The 21,379-nt window shown below is 62.2% G+C and carries 18 protein-coding genes; 7 read left to right on the top strand and 11 right to left on the bottom strand.

The window, feature by feature from the left end; genetic code table 11:
• Positions 1-11 precede the first annotated feature (11 nt).
• The 3 genes from OP500_RS09960 (at position 12) to OP500_RS09950 (ending at position 4,361) form a co-directional block, all read left to right on the top strand.
• The gene (locus tag OP500_RS09960; RefSeq protein WP_238744747.1) at positions 12-836 is read left to right on the top strand and encodes a TatD family hydrolase; all 825 of its coding nucleotides are present in this window, start codon (positions 12-14) and stop codon (positions 834-836) included.
• Between the two features lie 162 nt (positions 837-998).
• Complete coding sequence (gene acnB, locus OP500_RS09955) at positions 999-3,587, top strand: bifunctional aconitate hydratase 2/2-methylisocitrate dehydratase (RefSeq protein ID WP_238744748.1); 2,589 nt, start codon at positions 999-1,001, stop codon at positions 3,585-3,587.
• Between the two features lie 105 nt (positions 3,588-3,692).
• A complete protein-coding gene (locus OP500_RS09950; RefSeq protein WP_274070843.1) occupies positions 3,693-4,361 on the top strand; it encodes a histidine phosphatase family protein in 669 nt (222 codons plus the stop codon).
• An 83-nt stretch (positions 4,362-4,444) separates the two neighbouring features.
• Here OP500_RS09950 and OP500_RS09945 read toward each other — a convergent pair whose 3' ends face one another.
• Positions 4,445-4,903 carry a low molecular weight protein-tyrosine-phosphatase gene (locus OP500_RS09945; RefSeq protein WP_274070842.1) on the bottom strand — a complete coding sequence of 153 codons (459 nt, stop codon included), beginning with the start codon at positions 4,901-4,903 and terminating at the stop codon, positions 4,445-4,447.
• A 129-nt stretch (positions 4,904-5,032) separates the two neighbouring features.
• Here OP500_RS09945 and OP500_RS09940 point away from each other — a divergent pair, with 129 nt between their 5' ends.
• The gene (locus OP500_RS09940) at positions 5,033-6,061 is read left to right on the top strand and encodes a TerY-C metal binding domain-containing protein (RefSeq protein ID WP_274070841.1); all 1,029 of its coding nucleotides are present in this window, start codon (positions 5,033-5,035) and stop codon (positions 6,059-6,061) included.
• A 74-nt stretch (positions 6,062-6,135) separates the two neighbouring features.
• Positions 6,136-7,854, top strand: coding sequence for a PP2C family serine/threonine-protein phosphatase (locus tag OP500_RS09935; RefSeq protein ID WP_274070840.1), 1,719 nt, complete (start codon positions 6,136-6,138; stop codon positions 7,852-7,854).
• A gap of 198 nt (positions 7,855-8,052) precedes the next feature.
• Here the strand turns inward: OP500_RS09935 and hisIE are convergent, their stop codons facing one another.
• The 9 genes from hisIE to gmk all read right to left on the bottom strand — a co-directional run bounded on the left by hisIE (position 8,053) and on the right by gmk (position 16,912).
• On the bottom strand, positions 8,053-8,667 hold the full coding sequence (gene hisIE, locus OP500_RS09930) for a bifunctional phosphoribosyl-AMP cyclohydrolase/phosphoribosyl-ATP diphosphatase HisIE (RefSeq protein WP_274070839.1): 615 nt from the start codon (positions 8,665-8,667) through the stop codon (positions 8,053-8,055).
• A gap of 53 nt (positions 8,668-8,720) precedes the next feature.
• The gene (hisF, locus tag OP500_RS09925; protein ID WP_274070838.1) at positions 8,721-9,497 is read right to left on the bottom strand and encodes an imidazole glycerol phosphate synthase subunit HisF; all 777 of its coding nucleotides are present in this window, start codon (positions 9,495-9,497) and stop codon (positions 8,721-8,723) included.
• The gene (hisA, locus tag OP500_RS09920; protein WP_274070837.1) at positions 9,467-10,222 is read right to left on the bottom strand and encodes a 1-(5-phosphoribosyl)-5-[(5-phosphoribosylamino)methylideneamino]imidazole-4-carboxamide isomerase; all 756 of its coding nucleotides are present in this window, start codon (positions 10,220-10,222) and stop codon (positions 9,467-9,469) included. Before hisA ends, hisF begins: the two co-directional genes overlap by 31 nt.
• Positions 10,223-10,421: 199 nt before the next feature.
• Positions 10,422-12,062, bottom strand: a complete 1,641-nt coding sequence (gene mnmC / locus OP500_RS09915) for an FAD-dependent 5-carboxymethylaminomethyl-2-thiouridine(34) oxidoreductase MnmC (protein WP_274070836.1) — start codon at positions 12,060-12,062, stop codon at positions 10,422-10,424.
• 105 nt (positions 12,063-12,167) lie between these two features.
• Positions 12,168-12,380, bottom strand: coding sequence for a heavy-metal-associated domain-containing protein (locus OP500_RS09910; RefSeq protein ID WP_238744768.1), 213 nt, complete (start codon positions 12,378-12,380; stop codon positions 12,168-12,170).
• A gap of 92 nt (positions 12,381-12,472) precedes the next feature.
• Positions 12,473-13,723 (bottom strand): aromatic amino acid transporter, encoded by a 1,251-nt coding sequence (locus OP500_RS09905; RefSeq protein ID WP_238744770.1) that lies wholly within the window; start codon positions 13,721-13,723, stop codon positions 12,473-12,475.
• A 109-nt stretch (positions 13,724-13,832) separates the two neighbouring features.
• Complete coding sequence (locus tag OP500_RS09900) at positions 13,833-15,995, bottom strand: RelA/SpoT family protein (protein ID WP_238744772.1); 2,163 nt, start codon at positions 15,993-15,995, stop codon at positions 13,833-13,835.
• A gap of 9 nt (positions 15,996-16,004) precedes the next feature.
• On the bottom strand, positions 16,005-16,211 hold the full coding sequence (rpoZ, locus tag OP500_RS09895; RefSeq protein WP_238744773.1) for a DNA-directed RNA polymerase subunit omega: 207 nt from the start codon (positions 16,209-16,211) through the stop codon (positions 16,005-16,007).
• Positions 16,212-16,294: 83 nt separating this feature from the next.
• Positions 16,295-16,912 carry a guanylate kinase gene (gene gmk, locus OP500_RS09890; RefSeq protein WP_238744775.1) on the bottom strand — a complete coding sequence of 206 codons (618 nt, stop codon included), beginning with the start codon at positions 16,910-16,912 and terminating at the stop codon, positions 16,295-16,297.
• A 194-nt stretch (positions 16,913-17,106) separates the two neighbouring features.
• Here gmk and OP500_RS09885 point away from each other — a divergent pair, with 194 nt between their 5' ends.
• Complete coding sequence (locus tag OP500_RS09885; protein ID WP_238744777.1) at positions 17,107-18,738, top strand: CTP synthase; 1,632 nt, start codon at positions 17,107-17,109, stop codon at positions 18,736-18,738.
• Positions 18,739-19,206: 468 nt separating this feature from the next.
• Positions 19,207-19,953, top strand: coding sequence for an SIMPL domain-containing protein (locus tag OP500_RS09880; RefSeq protein ID WP_238744779.1), 747 nt, complete (start codon positions 19,207-19,209; stop codon positions 19,951-19,953).
• Between the two features lie 95 nt (positions 19,954-20,048).
• On the opposite strand, the gene coaBC is transcribed toward OP500_RS09880, so the two are convergent.
• Positions 20,049-21,347 carry a bifunctional phosphopantothenoylcysteine decarboxylase/phosphopantothenate--cysteine ligase CoaBC gene (coaBC, locus tag OP500_RS09875; protein WP_274070835.1) on the bottom strand — a complete coding sequence of 433 codons (1,299 nt, stop codon included), beginning with the start codon at positions 21,345-21,347 and terminating at the stop codon, positions 20,049-20,051.
• Positions 21,348-21,379: the final 32 nt, after the last annotated feature.

The raw sequence follows: 21,379 nt of genomic DNA, 5'->3' as shown, positions 1-21,379 counted from the left end.
ACAATCGCGCCATGCTTACCGATACCCATTGCCATCTGGCCGATCCGCTGCTGGCGGGCGATGCCGTTTGTCCCGATTCGCCGCAGCTGGCGGCAACGCTGGCGCAGGCTCATGCGGCCGGCGTTAGCGGCTTTGTCGTTCCCGCCGCCTGTGCTGCCGACTGGCCGCGGGTGCTGGCGCTCAAAGACATCGCCGGCGTGCGCGCGCTGGCGCTGGGCATCCATCCGTGGCACGCCGGCGAAATGTTTTCAGGCAGCCTGAAAACCACCATCGACCGTTTGGCGCAGCTGGAAGACATGCTGCGGCAGAACCCGCAGCTGTGGGTGGGCGAAATCGGGCTCGACTACCTGCCGCGGCCGGATATGCCGGACAAAGCCGTCCAACAGGCCGCGCTGCGCGCCCAGCTCGAACTGGCGCAGCGCTACCGCCGGCCGCTTATCCTGCACAATCTGCGCGCCACCGCCGACATTCTGCGCCTGCTGCGCGAAACTGCGTTTGACTGCGGCGGCATTGCCCACGCTTTTTCAGGCAGCCTGGAAGAAGCACGCGCGCTCATTGACGCCGGCCTGCTGATCGGCATCGGCTCGCTGCTGCTCAATCCCAATGCCCGCAAGGCGCAGCGCGCCGCCGCCGAACTGCCGGCCGAGAGCATCGTGCTGGAAACCGACAGCCCGTTTATGCTCGGCAACACCGTCAATACGCCGGCCAATCTGCGTCGCATCGCCGAAACGGCGGCCGCTCTGCGCGGCACCGACCTGCACACGCTGGCATCGCAATGCGAGCAGAACTTGCAAAAACTGCTGCCCCGCCCCCATCTGCCGTTTCAGGCAGTCTGAAAACGGCTTTTGTTTGGCAAATTATGGTTTTTTTCGCCCCCTGCCGCCGCCATTAAGGATTTGCCAAGTTTTGTAAAATTAGTTTATGATGCAAGCGTCTAAGCGCCCGGTTCGCCCGAGTGTGCGACACACAAGAAAAACACGAACGAAAAGGAACCCGAAATGTTAGAAATGTACCGCCAGGCCGCCGCCGAGCGCGCCGCTCTGGGCATTCCCGCCCTGCCCCTTTCCGCCCAGCAAACCGCTGATCTGGTCGAACTGCTCAAAAACCCGCCCGCAGGCGAAGACCATCAGTTTCTGGTCGATCTGCTCGCCCACCGCGTGCCGCCGGGTGTGGACGACGCTTCCAAAGTGAAAGCCTCCTTCCTTGCCGCCGTTGCCGAAGGCAGCGCCGTAAGCCCGCTGATTTCCCCCGAATACGCCACCGAACTCTTGGGCACCATGCTCGGCGGCTACAACATCCATCCCCTGATCGAGCTTCTGGACAACGACAAGCTCGCCCCCATCGCCGCCGAAGGTTTGAAACACACGCTGCTGATGTTTGATTCCTTCCACGACGTGCAGGAAAAAGCCGAAAAAGGCAACGTCCATGCCAAAGAAGTATTGCAGTCATGGGCGGATGCCGAATGGTTTACCTCGCGCGAAAAAGTGCCGGAAAAAATCACCGTTACCGTATTTAAAGTAGACGGCGAAACCAATACCGACGATCTCTCCCCCGCGCCCGATGCCTGGTCGCGCCCCGATATTCCGCTACACGCGCTGGCGATGCTGAAAAACCCGCGCGAGGGCATCAATCCCGACAAGCCGGGCGAAGTCGGCCCGATCAAGCTCTTGGAAGAGCTCAAAACCAAAGGCCATCCCGTGGCCTATGTCGGCGACGTGGTCGGCACCGGCTCTTCACGCAAATCCGCCACCAACTCCGTTATCTGGCATACCGGCGTGGACATTCCGTTTGTACCGAACAAACGCTTCGGCGGCGTGTGTCTCGGCGGCAAAATCGCGCCGATTTTCTTCAATACGCAAGAAGACTCGGGCGCGCTGCCGATTGAAGTGGACGTCTCCGCGCTGAAAATGGGCGACGTGGTCGATATCCTGCCTTACGAAGGCAAAATCGTGAAAAACGGCGAAACCGTGGCCGAATTTGCCCTGAAATCGGAAGTCTTGCTCGACGAAGTGCAGGCCGGCGGCCGTATCAACCTGATTATCGGCCGCGGTCTCACCGCCAAAGCCCGCGAAGCGCTCGGCCTGCCCGCATCCGACAAATTCCGCCTGCCCAAAGCCCCCGCCGAGAGCAAGGCCGGTTTCACGCTGGCGCAAAAAATGGTTGGCCGCGCCTGCGGTTTGCCCGAAGGCCAAGGCGTGCGCCCCGGTACTTACTGCGAACCGCGCATGACCACCGTCGGCTCGCAGGACACCACTGGCCCGATGACCCGCGACGAGCTCAAAGACCTCGCCTGCCTGGGTTTCTCCGCCGACATGGTGATGCAGTCTTTCTGCCACACCGCCGCCTATCCGAAACCCGTTGACGTGAAAACCCACAAAGAGCTGCCCGAATTTATCTCCACGCGCGGCGGCGTGGCCTTGCGCCCGGGCGACGGCGTGATCCACTCCTGGCTCAACCGCCTGCTCTTGCCCGATACCGTCGGCACCGGCGGCGACTCGCACACCCGCTTCCCCATCGGCATCTCCTTCCCCGCAGGCTCGGGTTTGGTGGCCTTTGCCGCCGCCACCGGCGTGATGCCGCTGGATATGCCCGAGTCCGTGCTCGTGCGTTTTTCAGGCAAGCTCCAACCGGGCGTAACCCTGCGCGACATGGTCAACGCCATTCCGCTGTATGCCATCAAACAAGGGCTGCTCACCGTGGCCAAAGCCGGTAAGAAAAATATCTTCTCCGGCCGCATTCTCGAAATCGAAGGCCTGCCCGATTTGAAAGTCGAACAAGCCTTTGAATTGACCGACGCTTCCGCCGAACGCTCCGCCGCCGGCTGCACCGTCAAGCTCAACAAAGAGCCGATTATCGAGTATATGCAGTCCAATATCGTGTTGATGAAAAACATGATTGCTGACGGCTACAAAGACCCGCGCACGCTCGAGCGCCGCATCAAAGCCATGGAAAAATGGCTGGCCGATCCGCAGCTGCTCGAAGCCGATAAAGATGCCGAATACGCCGCCGTCATCGAAATCAACATGGACGACATCAAAGAGCCCATCATCGCCTGCCCGAACGACCCCGACGACGTGTGCTTTATGTCGGAAAAATCCGGCACCGTGATCGACGAAGTGTTCATCGGCTCGTGCATGACCAACATCGGCCACTTCCGCGCCGCGTCCAAGCTGCTCGAAGGCAAGAGCGACATCCCCGTGCGCCTGTGGATGGCGCCGCCCACCAAAATGGACGCCCACCAGCTTTCCGACGAAGGCCACTACGGCGTACTCGGCCGCGCCGGCGCCCGCATGGAAATGCCCGGCTGCTCGCTGTGCATGGGCAACCAGGCGCAGGTACGCGAAGGCGCCACCGTAATGTCCACCTCCACCCGCAACTTCCCCAACCGCCTGGGCAAAAACACCTTCGTTTACCTCGGCTCGGCGGAACTGGCGGCCATCTGCTCCAAACTCGGCAAAATCCCCACCGTTGAAGAATACCAAGCCAATATCGGCATCATCAACGAACAGGGCGACCAGATTTACCGTTATATGAACTTTAACGAAATCGACGAATACAACGAAAAAGCCGAAGCAGTAAACGTCTAAACCCAAGCAGCCTGAAAACCGAAACTAGGTTTTCAGGCTGCTTTTTTCCGTCCCCTTTCAGGCAGCCTGAAAGCCCCACCGCCCAACACGAAAGGAAAACAGAATATGAAAAACATCTACCTCATCCGCCACGCCCAAAGCGCCGCCAACGCCATGCCCTCGCACGGCGGCCTTGTCAGCTACCGCAACGCCGAAATCCCCATCACCGAACTCGGCCAAACCCAGGCCGCAAGCCTTGCCCAATGGCTGCGCGAACACACCCCGCAGCCCGATGCCGTATTCGTCTCCCCCTATCTGCGCACCCAACAAACCGCCCGCCCCTACCTCGAACAAAGCAGCCTGAAAGCCGAAGTGCTGCACGATCTGCACGAATTCAACTATCTCTCCTTCGCCCATATCGACGGCCAAAACTTTACCCGGCTCAAACAACTCTCCGAAGCCTACTGGCAGCGCAACGATCCCGACTACCGCGACGGCGAAGACTGCGACAGCTTCGCATCGTTCTACCGCCGCATCGCCGACACCCGCGCCCATTTCCGCCGCCTGCCCGACGGCAATTACACCGTTTTCGGCCACGGCTTCTGGATCGGCCTGCTGCTGTGGCAGCTGATCGGCCGCAACCACGGCATCGACATGCACCATTTCCGCACTTTCGAACTGCAAGTGCGCCCGCGCAATACCGAAGTCTTCCTGCTGCGCATCGACGATACCGACAGCGAAACCATTACCAAAATCCGCCGCCTGCATGATCAGGAACATTTGGAAGCAGCCTGAAAACCGTTTTTAAATTTTCAGGCTGCCTTTCCCATTCCGGCACGGCAAACGCGGCAAGCGCCGCATTCGAACCCTGCTGCCGTTTACAGCCGCCCATCCTGCAGCCTGTCGGCGATTTCTTCGCAGCAGGCGGCGAGCAGGTCGCGGGTTTGGGTGAAATTGCGGGTGAACCACGGGTCGGGGATATGGTCGTAGGGGCGGTTGCCGACCAGGTCGGTGATTTTGAATATCTGCTGCGGCCGGCGGCCGAAGCGCGCTTGCATATCGGCCAGATTGCTGTCGTCCATCACCATAATGTAGTCGAATTCGTCCAAATCGCTCTCGCGCACGCGGCGGCTGGTAAAACCGTTGGACGCGATGCCCAGGCCGTCGAGAATATCGGCGCTGCCGCAGTGCATGCCTTCGCCGTCGTGCCAGCCGGATGTGCCGGCGCTGGCGGTTTCCAGCATCAGGCCGCGTTTGGCGGCGGTGTCGCGCATCATGTATTCGGCCAGCGGCGAGCGGCAGATATTGCCCAGGCAGACAAACAGGATTTTTTTCATATCGCTTCCTTTCTTCACGGATTGCGGCGGAAGCGGCGATTATGCCATGCCGCGCGGCGGCTTCTGTGGCACAATTCCGTTTCTTTTCCAATTGGGGGTTTTTCCATGCGCCGTTTGCCGGTTTTTTTAGTGATAGACGTTTCCGAAAGTATGGCGGGCGACAACCTGCGCCGCATGCAGGAAGGGATAGATGCGCTGCTTACCTCGCTGCGCAGCGACCCTTACGCGCTGGAAACGGTGCATCTTTCGGTGATCGCCTTTGCCGGCGTGGCGCGCACGCTGGCGCCGCTGGTGGAACTGTTTTCCTTCTATCCGCCGCGGCTGCCGATGGGCTCGGGCACGTCCATCGGCAAGGCGCTGGACGTGCTGATGGACGAAATCGATCGCCAGGTGGTGCGCGGCAGCGCCGAACGCAAGGGCGACTACAAACCGCTGGTGTATTTTATGTCCGACGGCAAAGCCACCGACGACCCTACGGCTGCCCTCGAGCGCTGGCGGCGTGATTTCGACCATCGCGCCATGCTGGTTTCCATCGGCATCGGCCCCTTTGCCGATTTGTCGCTCCTAAGCGGCATCAGCCGCCACACCCTGCGCCTGAACACCGAAGGCGAAGCCGATTTCAAAGCCTTTATCAGCTGGATTTCGCAGTCGGTTTCCGCGCAAAGCCGCAGCCTGGGTATCGACGCCCCGCTCACGCTCGATAAAGCCCCTGCCGGCGGCAACCCGCTGCTCTCTTTGGTTAAAGACCTTGGCGACGCGGCGGCGGTGGATGAAAACTACGTCATCATCACCGGCCTGTGCGCCAAAAGCCGCCTGCCCTATCTGATGAAATACGAGCGCCTGCCCGATTTGGGGCACATCCCGTTTTTCAACAAAAAACCGGCGCAGGTTTACCGCTACGCCGGCGCCTACCCCGCCGAGCGCGACTTTGCCGAATGGTCGGACACCCGCACCAACACCCAAACCGTCTCCACCTCCATGCTCGAAGGCGGCGGCGGCTGCCCCCACTGCGGCGCCCGCTACGGGTTGGCCAGCTGCTCCTGCGGCCAAATTTTCTGCGTGGACGGCGACGGCGAAGTTACCTGCCCCGGCTGCCAGCAGACCATCTACATGGGCAGCAGCGGCGAAGACTTCGACATCGCCCGTTCGCGCGGCTAAACGAAAAACCGCCTTCAGGCAGCCTGAAAACCGCCAAACCGCCTTTCAGGCTGCCTGCCCCACGAAAGAAACCCATGACCGGCATCCTCCCCCACCACCTGCAAAGCTGGCAGCCGCAGGCCGATAAAGAGCGGCTGGCGGAATTTATCCGCCGCCACGCCACCCTGCTGCGGCTGCTGGAAGAGAGCTGGCAGCAGTTTGCCGCCGATTATGCGCCGCCCGCACCCGCTCCCACCGCCTACGCCGAAGGCTTCAGCATCGAATCACTCAGCCACAGCCCGCTCGATGCCGCCGAAAGCGCCGCCTTTGCCGAACACTTCTCCCGCCGCGACCACCGCCGCGACCGCCCTTTCGGCGATCACGTCGAAATCCGCGACCACGGCTGGCAGCTGGCCGACGATAACAACGGGCACGACGCCCGCAGGCAGCCTGAAAGCCATCCCGACACCGCAGCCGCCGAACCGCCCTTTGTCTTTGCCGAAATGCTGCCGAAGCAGCCTGAAAACCGTAGGGTGCCGCACCGCGCACCACAGCCGTCCGAACCTGCCACCGCGCCCGCCGCATCCACAACCGAATCCGAAGCCGCCGCCGAGTCTGCCATGCCAATCTTCCCCCATTCTTCCGCGCCCGCTGAACCCGCGCCCGCCGCACCGGCCAAACTGCCGCCGCTGCCAAACGGCCGCCAGGGCGAAGCCTATGCCGCCGCCTTGCCCGCAGAGATTTCCCCGCCCGAGCGCATCGAATTCGACCCGCCCTGCGGCCTGAACTGGGACGCCGAACACGCCCAAATCAGCGGCACGCCCGACCGCCACGGCAGCATCCTGCTGCGCCATTTCTACGCCGACGGCAGCAGCGCCGAACAAACCCTGTACATCAACCCCGACCCCAAAAGCCTGTGGCGCAACCTGCCCGCGCCGGCCGACCTGCCCTTTTACAAAAGCGACAGCGCCCGCCGCCTGATCGCCACCCCGCACGGGCGCATCGTCGCCGCCCGCCGCCGCGGCCGCAGCCACGCCCACAACGGCAGCTGCTGCGACGACGACTTCGCCGTACTCTGGCACGCCGGCAGCCAAGCCGCCGTGCTGGCGGTGTCCGACGGCGCCGGCAGCGCCGCCTTCTCGCGCTACGGCTCCGAAATCGCCGTTCAGGCTGCCGTGCGCAGCGTCGAAACCGCGCTGCAAAACGACGACATCCGCACCCGTCTGGCGCAGGCCGCCGACGAAACCCAGCGCCGATGCGTGCTGGAGCCGCTGTTTGCCGCCGCCGTGGCCGCCGCCGATGCCGCGCAGGATAAAGCCGTAGCCGAACACGAAATCATCACCGAGCGCCGCCAGCTGGCCGCCACCCTGCTGCTGGCGCTGCTGTTGCCGCTGGACGAACAGCGCTGGCTCGCCGCCGCCTGCCAGATCGGCGACGGTGCCATCGCCGCCTGGCAGCCTGAAAGCCAAACCCTGACCCTGCTCGGCGCCGCCGACAGCGGCGAATATTCCGGCGAAACCCGTTTTCTCGCCGCCGATACCGCCGGCGCCGGCGAAACCGCCGCCCGACTCCGCATTTTCGAGAGCCAAGGCGCGCCGGTTCTGCTGCTGATGAGCGACGGCGTTTCCGACCCCAAATTCGGCACCGACGCCCAACTGGAGCAAGCCGAATGCTGGCAGGCGCTGTGGCAGGAAACCGCCCCACTTCTCACCGCGCCCGACGCCGACGCCGCGCTGGAAACATGGCTGGATTTCTGGTCGCACGGCAACCACGACGACCGTACCCTGGCCGCTTTCGTCCCCGAAAACCTTTAAGCGCCGCGCCGATAAGTTTTCAGGCTGCCTTTCACACAAAAGGCAGCCTGAAAACCATACAAGGGTGCGCACTGCGCACCAAATATGCTGGCAATGGTTTTTCGGTGCGCAGTGCGCACCCTACGCATCCGGATGATTTCAACGCGCCGTAATGCCGGCCTTCAGGCAGCCTGAAACTTTTTCAGGCTGCTTTGCTGTTTAACCGTGCCGCTCTTTTAGCTTGCCGATGACGTCTGCCCAGGAAAGGTCGGCGTGTTGCAGTAAGACGGTGAGGTGGTAGGTAAGATCAGCGGCTTCGTTGATGGTTTCTTCCTTATCGCCAGTGGCGGCGGCGAGGGCAGTTTCGACGCCTTCTTCGCCGACTTTTTGCGCGATGCGTTTGCTGCCTGCGGCGTAGAGGCGGGCGGTATAGGAGCTTTCGGGGTCGGCGTGTTTGCGTGCGGCGATGAGTTGTTCGAGGCGGGCGAGAAATACCCAGTCGGGTTCGGCTGCGCCGTCGAATTGGTGGAAGCAGCTTTGTGCGCCGGTGTGGCAGGTTGCACCAATAGGAGTGGCGAGAATGAGCAGAGTGTCGCGGTCGCAGTCGGCGCTGATGCCTTTGAAGTGGAGATAGTGGCCGGAGCTTTCGCCTTTGGTCCACAGCCGCTGTTTGCTGCGTGAGTAGAAGGTAACGCGGCCGCCCGCGAGTGTGCGCGCGAGCGCGTCGCGGTTCATGTAGCCGAGCATCAGCACTTGGCCGCTGTCAGCGTCTTGGACGATGGCGGGGAGGAGGCCGTCGTTTTTTTGCCAGTCGAGGTTGTCGGGGTTGAGCATGGGGATGTCCTTTAGGTTTAGGATGGTTTGCAGGATGCAGGTCAAGACCCGCCCTACGCTTCCAGCCGCACGGCGATGCCTTGCGCGGCGAGGTAGCGCTTCAGTTCGCCGATGTGGATATGTTGTTTATGGAAAACGCTAGCAGCGAGGGCGCCGTCGCAGCCGAGGGCGAAGGCTTCTTGGAAGTGCTGCATCTCACCGGCGCCGCCGGAGGCGATGAGCGGCACGCGGCAGACGCGGCGGATGGCGGCGAGTTGCGCAAGGTCGTAGCCCTGGCGCACGCCGTCGCGGTTCATCATGTTCAGCACGATTTCGCCTGCGCCGCGCCGCTGGACTTCTTCCACCCAAGCGGCGGTTTGCCAGGCGGTCTGGCGGGTGGCGGTTTCGCTGCCGGTGTATTGTTTGACGAGATAACGGTCGCTGGCGGCGTCGTGCCAGGAATCGATGCCGACCACTACCGCCTGCACGCCGAAGCGTGCGGCGAGGCGTTCTATCAGCGCCGGGTCGGCGAGCGCGGGCGAGTTGATGGAGATTTTGTCGGCGCCGTCGGCGAAGATTTGTTCGGCGTCTGCCACGCTTTTGATGCCGCCGGCGACGCAAAAGGGGATGTCGATGACTTCGGCGACGCGCCGCACCCAGCTTTTTTCGACGGTGCGACCGTCGCTGGAGGCGGTGATGTCGTAAAACACCAGCTCATCTGCGCCTTCGGCCGCGTAGCGCGCTGCCAGCGGCACGATGTCGCCGATGGTTTCGTGGTTGCGGAATTGCACGCCTTTGACGACTTTGCCGTCGCGCACGTCTAAGCAGGGGATGATGCGTTTTGCCAGCATGTGATGGCTTCCTTTACGGTGAATTGTTTTTCGAGAAGGGCGCGGCCGACGATGATGCCTGCCACGCCGCTATCTTGCAGGGCTTGGATGTCGGCCAGCGTGCCGATGCCGCCCGATGCTTGAAAAGCAATGTCGGGGAACGCAGCGGCCAGCTCGCGGTAGAGGGCGGTATTGCTGCCCGCAAGCGTGCCGTCGCGCGAGATGTCGGTGCAGAGCACATGGGCGAGGCCGACGCTTTGGTAGGCGGCGATGGTGTCTTCCAGCGTCAAGGCGGCGGTGTCCTGCCAACCGTTTACCGCGACGCGCTTGACGCCGCCTTCGATGCGGATGTCCAGCGCCAGCACCAGTCGCGCCGCGCCGAAGCGGGCAAACCAGTTTTTGACGGTTTCAGGCTGCCTGACTGCCATCGAGCCGATGACGACGCGCGCCGCGCCCGCGTCCAAGAGGGCGGCGATTTCTGCGGCGCTACGGATGCCGCCGCCAACTTGTATCGGGCAGGCGGCTTGCGCCACCAATTCGCCTATCAGCGCGGTTTGCCGGCGCGTTGGGTCTTTGGCACCGCTTAAATCGACGAGGTGCAGGGTTTGCGCGCCCTGCGCGGCGTAGGCGGCGAGGACGGCGGCGGGGTCAGCGGTGTATTGGGTGGCGCGGTCGTAGTCGCCTTGGTGTAGGCGCACGACTTGGCCGTCGATGAGGTCGAGGGCGGGGATGATGGGGGCGGGCATGGGGAATCCTTTGTATCAGATTGGAAAACGGATGCAGAGCGGGTTTTATTGATATCGGCATGCCGTATCGGCGGCAGCCGCTGTTTGCAAACTCTGCCGACGCATCCTAGCACAAAAGTCCCAGAGCAGCCTGAAAGCTCAAAGCAGCCTGAAAACCGGAAAACCGGCTTTCAGGCTGCTTTGCTGTGGCTTGCGGGTATTAAACGGCTCGGTTTTCGCGGCCGTGGACGATGCTGCGGGCGATCACGCGGTTGGGGTGCAGTGCGCGGCGCAGGCGCGGCGAAAGCGGGCGCGGGTGGCCGCAGATTTGCGCGGCGATGTCGGCGGCGCACAGCGGGGCGGTGACCAGGCCGCGGCTGCCGTGGGCGGTGTTGGCGTAGGCTTGCGGCAGCCATGGGCAGGGGATGTGGGCGAGACGGTAGTTTTTGTCGAGCGCGAGTTTGGCGTAATCGCGGCGCATGGCGGCGGCATCGGCCAGCGCGCCGGAGAGCGGCAGGTGGTCGTAGCTGTCGCAGCGCAGGGCGGCGTGGCCGCGTCTGTCCGCTTTCAGGCTGGCGGCGGCAGGCAGCGGCGACAGGTCGGCAAAAAGTTCGGGATTGAGTTTGGCCAGCGCGGCGCGGTTGCCGTTTTCGTCCGCTTCGCGCCAGTTGCTGCCTTCGTCGTGGTGGACGAAGCTGGCGCCGTAGCAATGGGCGTCGCGCCAGGCGGGGGAAATATAGCTCTCGCCGGATAAGGCGGCGCGCAGACGGCGGCTGGCGGCGGTAGCGGCGGCGAGCGAAGTTTGGCCGCGGATGGTCTGCAGCGGGAAGTCGCGCAGCAGCGGGGCGTTCAGGCTGCCGGCGCCGGTGCACAAAACGATGTGGCTGCCGGCAAAACGGCCGCGGCCGGTATCAATCTGCCAGTTTTCGCCGTCGAAAGCGGCAGCCTGAACGCGGTATTCGGGCAAAAACGTGATGTTTTCGTGCGCCAGCAGCGCCGTTACCAGCGCCGGCGGGTTGAGCCACACACCCTGCGGCCAGTAGAGCGCGCCGCTGCCGATGCTGATGCCGGCAATGGCGGCGGCTTCGTCTGCGCCGACGCGGCGGTACAGGTGGCGATGCTGCGTTTGCGCGGCGAGGGCATCGTGGCGGCGGCGCTCGGCGTCGTTGTAATCCAGATGCAGCACGCCGTCGCCGCCCCAGCAGTCATGTTCGGGCAAAAGCTGCGCCAGCAGGCGGCGGCTGTAGCCGTAGCCGCACAGCAGAAGCTCGGTTTGGGCGGTGTCGTGGGCGGAAATTTTGGCGTACAGCAGGCCCTGGCGGTTGCCGGAAGCGGCGTGGGCGGCGGCGGGCGCGGCGTCGAACACGCTCACTTTCACGCCGCGCCGCGCCAGCTCGTAGGCGGTGGCGGCACCGGCAATGCCCGCGCCGATAACCAGCACATGTTCGGGAAACGGGCTTTCAGGCTGCCCAAGCCAGGGTTTGCCGTCGTTTTCAGGCTGCCTGCAAGCCCAAGGCTCGCCGTCCTGCACGTCAATCGCGGCAAAATAGTCGCCGGCTGCGGCTGCGGCGGCGCTCGGCAGCAGCCACAAATCGCGGCCGGGCAGGATGTCGGCCAGCAGGTTGGCGCCGGCAAACTGCAGGGTGCGGCAGGCTTCGTCCAGCGCCTGCCGCAGGCGGACTTCGCCGGCGGTAGCAGCGGCGGGCAGCGGCCATTGCGGCAGGGCGGTATCGGGCAGGCATACCGCCCAGTCGCGCTGCTGCGGCCGGTGTGCCAGCGCGGCGGCCAGGCTGCGGATGTCGGGCGGCGCGCGCCACAGCGGCACGGTTTGGCCGCCGGCGTGTTCAGGCTGCCTGCTCATGGTTTGTCCTTTCGCCAAGAAAGCAGCCTGCACCGTGTATGGGAGCGGCTGCGCCAATAAAAAACCGTTTCAGGCTGCCTGCATCTGAAACGGCGGGAAGGGTTTTCAGGCTGCTTCGGCATCAAAGCCGGCGTCTTCCACCGCGTCGACCAGCTCGGCTACGCTAGTGCGCTGCGTATCGAAGCGCACGCGGGCGAGACCTTCGTCCAGGCTGACGTCGGCGCGTTCGACGCCGTCGATGCCGCGCAGGATTTTTTCAACATTGGCAACGCAGCCGCCGCAGGTCATGCCGCCGATTTTGAGGGTGGTTTCTTGCATGGTTTGCTCCTTTATGCAGGGGGAAAAGGCAGCCTGAAAAGGGCTGCGAAACGGAAAAAGCCGTTTCAGGCTGCCTGAAACGGCGGGAAGGTTCAGCCGGCAAACACCGGCAGTTTGCCCATCATGCCCAGCACCATCGCGGCGATGTTGGCCAGGCCGAACAGCAGCACCCACAGCATCATGCCGTAGCCGCCGTAAACGCTGTAGCCGCGGCCGGTGCCGAATTTTTTGCGCGCGGCGTACAACAGCGCGGCGGGAGTCAGCGCCGTCCAGACCGTTGCCACCAGCCCGACATAGGCGATTACGGTAACGAAACCGCCCGGCCAGCGCAGGCTGAACAGCAAGGGCGGCAAAAAGGTAATCAGCGCGGCTTTGCTGCGGCCGGCGCGGCTGTCGTCAAAGCCGAACAAATCGGTAATGTAGTCGAACAGGCCGAGGGTGACGCCGAGAAAGGAGCTGGCGATGGCGGTGTAGGAGAAAAACGCGAGAATCTGCGCCATGCTGCCGGTGGCGGTGAATTTGGAAAGCTCGGCAATCAGCACGCCGACTTTGCCTTCGGCGGCAATCACCGGCCCGAAGGCGGAGCGCGGCAGATTGCCCTGCACCGCCAGCTGCCACAGCGCATAAACCACCAGCGCGATCAGGGTGCCGCCCCACAATGCGCGCGACACTTTGCGCGCGTCGCCGCGAAAATATTTCAGCAGGCTGGAAACGTTACCGTGAAAGCCGAAAGAAGCCAGGCACACCGGCAGCGCGGCGCCGACGAATATCCAGTAGGAAGTATCGGCGGGAGCCGCCGAATCGAGCAGCACCGGCAGTTTTGCCGAACCGATCAGGCCGCCGGTTGCCCAGATAAACGACAGCACCAGGCCGCCGATCAGAATCGAAGTGAAGCGATCCACCAGCCGCGCCGACCACCACACGCAGCCGGCAAATACCAGCGCAAACAGCAGCTGCCCCATCCACAGCGGCGCGCCGTCGGGCGAAGGTGCCGGCAGCAGGCCGCCGAGCGCGCCGGCGGTCAGGCCGCCGCCGGCGGTGATGTAGGCATAGGTCAGCAGATACAGCACAAAGGCCACCGACAGGCCGTTAACGATATTCCACGGCCGACCGAGCAGGTCTTTGACCATGGTGTCGAAATTGGCGCCGTGCGGGTAGTGGGTGTTGGCTTCGAGAATCATCAGCCCGGACGTGAGCATGGAAAACCAGGTATAGAGCAGCACCAAAAGCGAGCCGGCAAACCAGATGCCGGAAGTGGCGGTGGGGTTGGCCAGCATGCCGGCGCCGATAACGGTGCCGGCGATAATCATGGCGCCGCCGAACAGCGAGGGTTGTTTGTTCATAAGGTCTTTCGTCGGACGAAAAGGAAAAAGGGTTTTCAGGCTGCTTTCGCGCTTTCAGGCTGCCTGCAGGAAACAAGCAGCCTGAAAGTAAAACCGAAAGGCGGCGGGGCTATTCGCGCACGACTTTGCGTACCTGCGGAATCTGGTGCAGGTTTTCGGTAATCTGCTGCAGGTGTTTCAAATCGCGCACATTGAGCTGGAAGCGGAATTCGGCAAAACCTTCGCTGCCGGGCTGGGCGCTGGTGAGGGTATCGACCGAGGCGATGTTGCCGCCGCTGTCGGAAATGGCGGAAGTGATGGCGGCCAGCAGGGCGTGGGTATCGACGGAAGAGACGGTTACCACGGTATCGTACAGGCGGTGGCCGACGGCGATGTCCGCCCAATCGGCATCCAGCTGGTGCTCGGGATCGGTTTTCAAAAGCAGCGGGCAGGTGTCGCGGTGGACGAACATGCCCTGGTCTTTGACGATTACGGCGCGCACGTTGTCGCCCGGAATCGGCATGCAGCATTTGCCCAGATGGGCGCGGCTGGTTTCGTTGCCGAAGATTTTGACGGTGCCGAGTTTGACTTCGCCGCCCAGATGGCGGCCGGCCAGCGCCGCCACTTCCATCGCCACCGATACCGGCTGGGTGCGGCCGAGACCGATGTCGTACAGGATGTCGTCGAATCGGATTTGGCGCGCCTGCAGATCTTCAAGGTATTTTTCCATCAGCTCGTCCGATTCGGCGATGCGGCGCGGCAGCAGGCTGGAAAGGGCGCTGGCCAGCAGGCGCTCGCCCAGGGCGACGGCATCTTCGCGGCTGGTGTTTTTGATGTAGCTGCGGATGGCGCTGCGGGCGCGGCTGGATGCGGCGAACGACAGCCACGCCGGGCTGGGCTTGCCGTGATCGGAAGTGATGATTTCGACGGTGTCGCCGGTTTTAAGCACGGTGCGCAGCGGCACCGGGGTTTTATTGACGCGGGCGCCGACGCAGCGGTTGCCGATGTCGGTATGCACGGCGTAGGCAAAATCAATCGGAGTGGCGCCGCGCGGCAGGGTGAAAATCTTGCCTTTGGGCGTGAAGATATAGACTTCGTTGGGAAACAGATCGACTTTGACGTGCTCAAGAAACTCAATGGCGTTGTCGCTGCGGGTTTGTAGATCGAGAATGCTCTGCAGCCATTGGTTGGTGCGCAGCGAGGCTTCGTCTTCCTTGCCTTCGCCGGCTTTGTAGGCCCAATGGCTGGCCACGCCCGATTCGGCGATGCGGTGCATTTCGCGGGTACGGATCTGCACTTCTATCGGCAGGCCGTAAGGGCCGGTGAGCGTGGTGTGCAGGCTTTTGTAGCCGTTGCTTTTGGGGATGGCGATGTAGTCTTTGATTTTGCCCGGCCGCGGTTTGTACAGGCTGTGCAGCGCGCCCAGCGCGGTATAGCAGGCGGAGACGCTGTTGACGATTACGCGAAAGCCGTAGATATCCAGCACTTCTTCAAAGCGCAGGTGTTTGGACACCATTTTCTGGTGGATGTTGTAGAGGTTTTTCTCGCGCCCCTGAATCTGCGCTTCGATATTGGCGCCGGTCAGCAGCAGGCTGAATTCGCGCAGCACGCGTTCGATGACGTCGTGCCCGCTTTTTTTGAATTCGGCCATCGCCCTTTGCAGCACGCGGTAGCGCGAAGGGTGCATGGCCTGGAAAGACAGGTCCTGCAGCTCGCGGTAAACATGATTCAGCCCCAGCCGGTTGGCGATGGGGGCGTACACTTCCAGCGTTTCGGTGGCGATGCGGTGGCGGCTTTGCGCGTTTTTGGCGCCGAGGGTGCGCATATTGTGCAGGCGGTCGGCGAGTTTGACGATAATCACCCGCACGTCGCGGGTCATCGCCAGAATCAGTTTGCGGAAACTCTCGGCCTGGTGTTCGGCCTGGCTGTCGTATTCGAGTTTGTCGAGTTTGGATAAGCCGTCCACCATCTCGGCAACGGTATCGCCGAAGCCTTCGGCAATCTGCGCCTTGCCGGTCGGCGTGTCTTCCAGCACGTCGTGCATCAGGCCGGCGCACAGGGTTTGCAGATCCATGCGCCAGCCGGCCAGCTCGGCGGTTACGCTGATGGGGTGGGTGATATAGGGCTCGCCGCTCTGCCGCTTTTGCGAACCGTGGGCGCGAAAGGCGAAAGCGCAGGCTTTTTCCAGCACCTGCAGGTCTTCCGCACTCAGGTAGTCGGCTTTGCGAAACAGCATCTCGCGCACGGGGGCGGTGATGCTGTCGTAATCGGCAAGGGGCGGCGGAACGCTCATAAAGCCCCCTCAGCGGCCGCGGTTGAGAATTTCTTCGCCCACTTGGCCGGCGGCGATTTCGCGTAGCGCGGTTACGGTGGCTTTGTTGTTGCGGACATCGTCAACCAGCGGGTCGGTACCGTTTTCCAGTTGGCGGGCGCGGCGGGCGGCGATCAGGGTCAGGTCGAAATGGTTGGGGATTTTGGTGATGCAGTCTTCTACGGTAATGCGTGCCATATGCGCTCTTTCGGGTGTCGGTAAGTGATAAAAACGTTTTCAGGCTGCCCTCAGGCAGCCTGAAACAAGGGAACGGCCAAATTTTAAGTATTTTGCAATATTTTTTCAATTGCTTTACGTTGCCGCCGCAGACTGCAGCGCTGGGCGCGGACAATCGCCAGCAGCTCGGCTTCGGCCTGATCGAGATCGTGGTTAATGACCGCGTAATCGAAAGACAGCGCTTCCTGAATTTCCTCGGCGGCCAAACCCAGCCGGCGCTCGATGACTTCGGCGCTGTCGGTGCCGCGCCCGCGCAGGCGCTCGGCCAGCACCGCCAGCGACGGCGGCAGGATAAAAATGCCCACCGCTTCGGGCAGCGCCCGGCGCACTTGGGCGGCGCCCTGCACGTCGATTTCCAAAATCACGTCGTAGCCGGCCTCGCTCATCTGCCGCACCGATTCGATGCCGGTGCCGTAGAAATTGCCGAACACTTCGGCGTGTTCGAGAAAAGCGCCCTGCCCGATCAGTTCGACAAACTCTTCGCGGCTGACGAAATAATAGTGGCAGCCGTGCTCTTCGCCCTCGCGCGGGGCGCGGGTGGTGTGCGACACCGATACGCGGATTTGCGGCTGCGCGGCGGTCAGGCGCGATACCAGCGTGGTTTTACCGGTGCCCGATGCGGCGGAAACAATAAAAATATTGCCGGGTTCGACTGCGTTCATACTTGGCTCCGATTGCGGATAAGGGGAAGGCGCCGATTATGCCACAGCCGGCAGGGCAATGCTTTCAGGCTGCCTGAAAAGCGCCGGTTCAAAGCAGCCTGAAAGCCGTTTGGCCGCCGTTTCAGGCTGCCTGCCGCTCTTGCTTTTCAAACGGTTTACGGTAAAATCGCGCTTTCCGACACAGGCAGCACACCATGACAAAATTTATCTTTGTAACCGGCGGCGTCGTCTCTTCATTAGGAAAAGGCATCGCCGCCGCTTCTATTGCCACCATTCTCGAATCGCGCGGGCTGGATGTAACCATGCTCAAGCTCGATCCCTATATCAACGTCGATCCCGGCACCATGAGCCCCTTCCAGCACGGCGAAGTGTTCGTAACCGACGACGGCGCGGAAACCGACCTTGATTTGGGGCATTACGAACGCTTCATCAACGCCACCATGAGCCGCCGCAACAGCTTCTCCACCGGCCAGGTGTACGAAAGCGTAATCGCCAAAGAACGGCGCGGCGACTATCTGGGCGGCACAGTGCAGGTGATCCCGCACATCACCGACGAAATCAAACGCCGCATCCACGAAGGCGCAGCGGGCAAAGACGTGGCGATTGTGGAAATCGGCGGCACGGTGGGCGACATCGAGTCGCTGCCGTTTTTGGAAGCCATCCGCCAGATGCGCAGCCAACTCGGCCGCAGCAACACCCTGTTTGTCCACCTTTCCTACGTTCCCTACATCGCCGCCGCCGGCGAAATCAAAACCAAGCCCACCCAGCACTCGGTGAAAGAGCTGCGCGAAATCGGCATCCAGCCCGACGTGCTGATCTGCCGCATGGATCGCCCGCTGCCCGAAGAAGAGCGGCGCAAAATCGCCCTGTTTTGCAATGTCGAAGAACGCGCGGTGGTCGGCAGCTACGATGCCGCGAGCATTTACGAAATCCCCGAAATGCTGCACAGCCAGGGCATCGACAACATCATCACCGAGCAGCTTCAGCTTAACGTGCGCCAGGCCGATCTGACCGACTGGAAAAAAATTGTTTACGCGATCAAAAACCCGCAGCACACCGTGCGCCTGGCGATGGTCGGCAAATACGTCGATCTCACCGAGTCCTACAAATCACTCACCGAAGCGCTCAAACACGCCGGCATCCACACCAATACCGACGTGCAAATCACCTATATCGACAGTGAAAGCATCGAACGGGACGGCACCGGCTGCCTGCAGGGCTTCGATGCCGTACTGGTGCCCGGCGGCTTCGGCGTGCGCGGCGTGGAAGGCAAAATCGCCGCCGCCCGCTACGCCCGCGAGCACAAAGTCCCCTATCTGGGCATCTGCCTGGGCATGCAGATTGCCCTGATCGAATACGCCCGCGACAAAGCCGGTCTGGCCAAAGCCAATTCCACCGAGTTTGATTTGAAAACCGAAGCGCCGGTGATCGCCCTGATCGACGAATGGCAGACCGCCGACGGCAGCGTGGAAACCCGCGACGAAAACGCCGATTTGGGCGGCACCATGCGGCTGGGTGCGCAGGAAGTCGAACTCAAAGCCGGCAGCCTCGCCGCCAAAATCTACGGCGCCGGAGAAATCCGCGAACGCCACCGCCACCGCTACGAAGTCAACAACCGCTACCTGCCGCAGCTCGAAGCAGCCGGTTTGGTGATCGGCGGCGTCTCCGCCGGACGCGAGCGGCTGGTGGAAACCATCGAACTGCCGCAAAACGTGCATCCGTGGTTCTTCGCCTGCCAGTTCCACCCCGAGTTCACTTCCACCCCGCGCAAAGGCCACCCGCTGTTTGCCGCCTACATCAAGGCCGCGCTGGCAAACAAAGCCTGATGCGGACGATATCCAAAGCAGCCTGAAAAGCGTTTCAGGCTGCTTTTTGTATCTCTGATTGCTGCACGACAGCAACAGGCAGCCTGAAAAACCAATCGGCAAAGTATTTTCAGGCTGCCTGCCGGCTTGCCCGCAATACCCGTTCAGGCAAACTGCCGCTTAAGCCCACCAAGATTCCCGCCGGCATGAGAATGACGCCATTGGGGAAAACTCGCTGCTGCAAAAAGCAGCCTGAAAATCTTTCAGGCTGCTTTTTGTCTCTCTGACTGCCGCATGGAAGAAACAGGCAGCCTGAAAGGCTTGCCAAACGGTTTCAGGCTGCCTGATGCCGCATCGGGCAGCCTGAAACCATATCCCGCCGCCGCAAACGGCGCTACAATCGGCATCAGGCCATCGGCAGCCTGAAAAAGCCGCTGTATCTTTCAGGCTGCTTTGCCGCCCGATTGTTGCCATAGTCAGGAGAATACGATGTCCGACCGCAAACCTTCCTTCGGCCTGCCGGCCGTAATTCTGTCGCTCGGCCTGCTGGCCGCCGCTTTCGTGCTCGGCTACCAGTTTAAAAACCTGCGCCAGCCGGGCGTGATTACCGTGAAAGGGCTGGCCGAAGCCCGCCACCACGCCACCGTCGGCACCTGGCAGGTGGGCGTGAAAATCTGGGGCGGCAGCTACGCCGATGCCCGCACCAAGAGCGACAGCAAAATCAAGCGCGTCAAAGACTTTTTGCAGAGCCACGGCTTTGATGCCGCGTCCTTCCAAAGCGAAGACACCGACATCAGCGTCCACACCGATTACTACACCGACGCGCAGGGCGAGCGCCATAGCCGCGAAAACGGCTACGATGCCAAACGCACCATCGTCATTTCCACCAAGGATTTGGACAAACTCAAAACCGCGCTGGCCGCCATTCAGGATTTGCGCGCCGAAGACGACAGCGTGAATTTTGAAAATCCGAAATACTATTTGGAAAATCTGGAAAGCATCAAACGCGATCTGATCGCCAAAGCCACCCAAGACGCGCAGGTGCGCGCCGAAGAATTCGCCAAAACCGGCAACGCCAAAGTCGGCGCCATGCAGTCGGCCTCGCAGGGCTCGTTCGACATCCAGTCGCCCAACCCTTCTTCGGAAGATAACAGCGACTACGGCGGCAGCTACGACACCAGCACCGTCGAGAAAAACGTGCGGCTGGTGGTGACCATCCAATACGGCATCGAGTAAGCAGCCTGAAAGCATTTGGATTCTGACGTAAACGCACAAAAAAGCAGCCTGAAAACCGCTTCAAACGGTTTTCAGGCTGCTTTTGGTTGGGCTGATCAATCGGTTTGCGCCGGCATTTCTTCGGTTTCTGCGGGCGTATCTTGGTCGGCCTGGTCTTGGTTTTTGCCTTCGTCTTTTTCAGCAGCAGCTGCGGCATGGCGCGGGCGCTGCATCAGCAGCGTGGCCAGACGGGCAACGATGGCGCGGGCGGCCTGCTCTTTGCTGCTTTCGAGTATTTCGGCTTCTTTTTCGTTGTCCAGCAGCACGATTTTGTTGCTGTCCTTGCCCAGCGCGTCGCTGACCAGATTGGCCACCATCAGCGGCACGCCTTTTTTCTCGCGTTTGGCGCGGGCGTTTTCCAGCAGGTTTTCGCTTTCGGCGGCAAAGCCGACGCAGAACACCTGCGAATTGGGGCGCTTGGCAACCGCCTGCAGGATATCGGGGTTTTCAGCCAATTCGATGGCGGGCGGCACGGCGCCGGCGTCTTTTTTCAATTTGTGCTCGGCGGTTTGCGCCGGTTTGTAGTCAGTTACCGCGGCCACCGAGATAAAGACGTCTTGGCCGTGGAGACGGCGGAAAACTGCGTCGTACATCTGCTGGGCGTTTTCCACGGCTTCAACATGGGCCAGGCCGGCGGGCACCGGCACCTGCATGCCTGCGTGCACCAGGCTGACGCGGGCGCCGGCGGCACGGCAGGCGCGCGCCAGGGCAACGCCCATGCGGCCGCTGGAGCGGTTGGTTAGCCCGCGCACGGGGTCGATGGCTTCGTAGCAGGCGCCGGCGGTAATCAGCACGTTTTTGCCCGCCAGCGGCTTGGCCGACCACAAATCGGGCAGCCATTCGGCGATTTCGGCGGCTTCGAGCATCCGTCCTTCGCCGGTTTCGCCGCAGGCCTGCTCGCCCTCGGCCGGCCCCATCAGCTGCACGCCGAATTCCTGCAGGCGGGCGATGTTGCGGCGGTTGGCGGGGTTGTTCCACATCTCTACATTCATCGCCGGCGCTAGCACCAGCGGGCAGCTGCGGGCGGCGGCCATTTCGGTGAGCAGGTTGTCGGCCAGGCCGTTGGCGATTTTGGCGATGGTGTTGGCGCTGGCGGGGGCAACCAGCATCAGATCGGCGGCGCGCACGGCACGGATGTGCGCCATGCCGTCGCCTTCCTGCAGAGCGGCATCAGTCAGCACCGGCCGGCCGCTGAGTGCCTGCAGGGTCTGCACGCCGACAAAGCGGGCGGCGGAAGCGGTCATCACCACCTGCACCTGATGGCCTTGTTTGGACAGCAGGCGTACCAGCTCGCAGGCTTTGTAGGCGGCGACGCTGCCGCTGATGCCGAGCAGGATGTGTTTGCCGTGTTTCATCTCGGTTCCTTTGCAAAAATGGGCGGCAGCGG

The sequence above is a fragment of the Kingella sp. SNUBH-2017 genome (assembly GCF_028680565.1).
Classification (GTDB): domain Bacteria; phylum Pseudomonadota; class Gammaproteobacteria; order Burkholderiales; family Neisseriaceae; genus Kingella_D; species Kingella_D pumchi.
This window is presented reverse-complemented; position numbering and strand designations above follow the sequence as displayed.

Coding starts and splice junctions, on each gene's coding strand:
- OP500_RS09960 (WP_238744747.1), top strand. CDS start 12: ATGCTTACCGATACCCATTGCCATCTGGCCGATCCGCTGCTGGCGGGC.
- acnB (WP_238744748.1), top strand. CDS start 999: ATGTTAGAAATGTACCGCCAGGCCGCCGCCGAGCGCGCCGCTCTGGGC.
- OP500_RS09950 (WP_274070843.1), top strand. CDS start 3,693: ATGAAAAACATCTACCTCATCCGCCACGCCCAAAGCGCCGCCAACGCC.
- OP500_RS09945 (WP_274070842.1), bottom strand. CDS start 4,903: ATGAAAAAAATCCTGTTTGTCTGCCTGGGCAATATCTGCCGCTCGCCG.
- OP500_RS09935 (WP_274070840.1), top strand. CDS start 6,136: ATGACCGGCATCCTCCCCCACCACCTGCAAAGCTGGCAGCCGCAGGCC.
- hisIE (WP_274070839.1), bottom strand. CDS start 8,667: ATGCTCAACCCCGACAACCTCGACTGGCAAAAAAACGACGGCCTCCTC.
- hisF (WP_274070838.1), bottom strand. CDS start 9,497: ATGCTGGCAAAACGCATCATCCCCTGCTTAGACGTGCGCGACGGCAAA.
- hisA (WP_274070837.1), bottom strand. CDS start 10,222: ATGCCCGCCCCCATCATCCCCGCCCTCGACCTCATCGACGGCCAAGTC.
- mnmC (WP_274070836.1), bottom strand. CDS start 12,062: ATGAGCAGGCAGCCTGAACACGCCGGCGGCCAAACCGTGCCGCTGTGG.
- OP500_RS09910 (WP_238744768.1), bottom strand. CDS start 12,380: ATGCAAGAAACCACCCTCAAAATCGGCGGCATGACCTGCGGCGGCTGC.
- OP500_RS09905 (WP_238744770.1), bottom strand. CDS start 13,723: ATGAACAAACAACCCTCGCTGTTCGGCGGCGCCATGATTATCGCCGGC.
- OP500_RS09900 (WP_238744772.1), bottom strand. CDS start 15,995: ATGAGCGTTCCGCCGCCCCTTGCCGATTACGACAGCATCACCGCCCCC.
- rpoZ (WP_238744773.1), bottom strand. CDS start 16,211: ATGGCACGCATTACCGTAGAAGACTGCATCACCAAAATCCCCAACCAT.
- gmk (WP_238744775.1), bottom strand. CDS start 16,912: ATGAACGCAGTCGAACCCGGCAATATTTTTATTGTTTCCGCCGCATCG.
- OP500_RS09885 (WP_238744777.1), top strand. CDS start 17,107: ATGACAAAATTTATCTTTGTAACCGGCGGCGTCGTCTCTTCATTAGGA.
- OP500_RS09880 (WP_238744779.1), top strand. CDS start 19,207: ATGTCCGACCGCAAACCTTCCTTCGGCCTGCCGGCCGTAATTCTGTCG.
- coaBC (WP_274070835.1), bottom strand. CDS start 21,347: ATGAAACACGGCAAACACATCCTGCTCGGCATCAGCGGCAGCGTCGCC.